This is a genomic window from Enteractinococcus helveticum (genome assembly GCF_001657475.1).
GTDB classification, from domain to species: Bacteria; Actinomycetota; Actinomycetes; order Actinomycetales; family Micrococcaceae; genus Yaniella; species Yaniella helvetica.
Genome location: NZ_LXEY01000052.1, coordinates 1 through 470 on the forward strand (window position 1 = coordinate 1; position 470 = coordinate 470).

The following is a 470-nucleotide window of genomic DNA, read 5'->3' on the forward strand; positions in this document are numbered from 1 at the left end:
TTGTAGCATGTATCGGTGGTGGCTCAAATGCAATCGGTACATTTTATCCATTTATTAAAGATGATGTTGCATTATACGGTGTTGAAGCCGCAGGTCAAGGCGATGATACTGATAAACATGCACTTGCAATTGGCAAAGGATCACCTGGCGTATTACATGGTACTAAAATGTATTTAATTCAAGATGAAGATGGGCAAGTGCAACTAGCACATTCTATTTCAGCAGGACTTGATTATCCTGGTATTGGACCAGAACATTCTTATTACCACGACATTGGTAGAGTAACTTTTGAAAATGCTAGTGATACACAAGCAATGAATGCTTTAATCAACTTTACAAAACATGAAGGTATTATACCTGCAATTGAAAGTGCACATGCACTGAGTTATGTTGAAAGACTAGCGCCTACGATGTCGAAAGAAGATATTATTGTAGTAACTATTTCTGGACGTGGCGATAAAGATATGGAA

Annotated in this window: 1 pseudogene; it reads left to right on the top strand. The window is 37.7% G+C overall.

Annotated features, from left to right (window positions below):
• Positions 1–470: pseudogene (locus A6F49_RS17460) on the top strand (tryptophan synthase subunit beta); the annotation flags it as partial.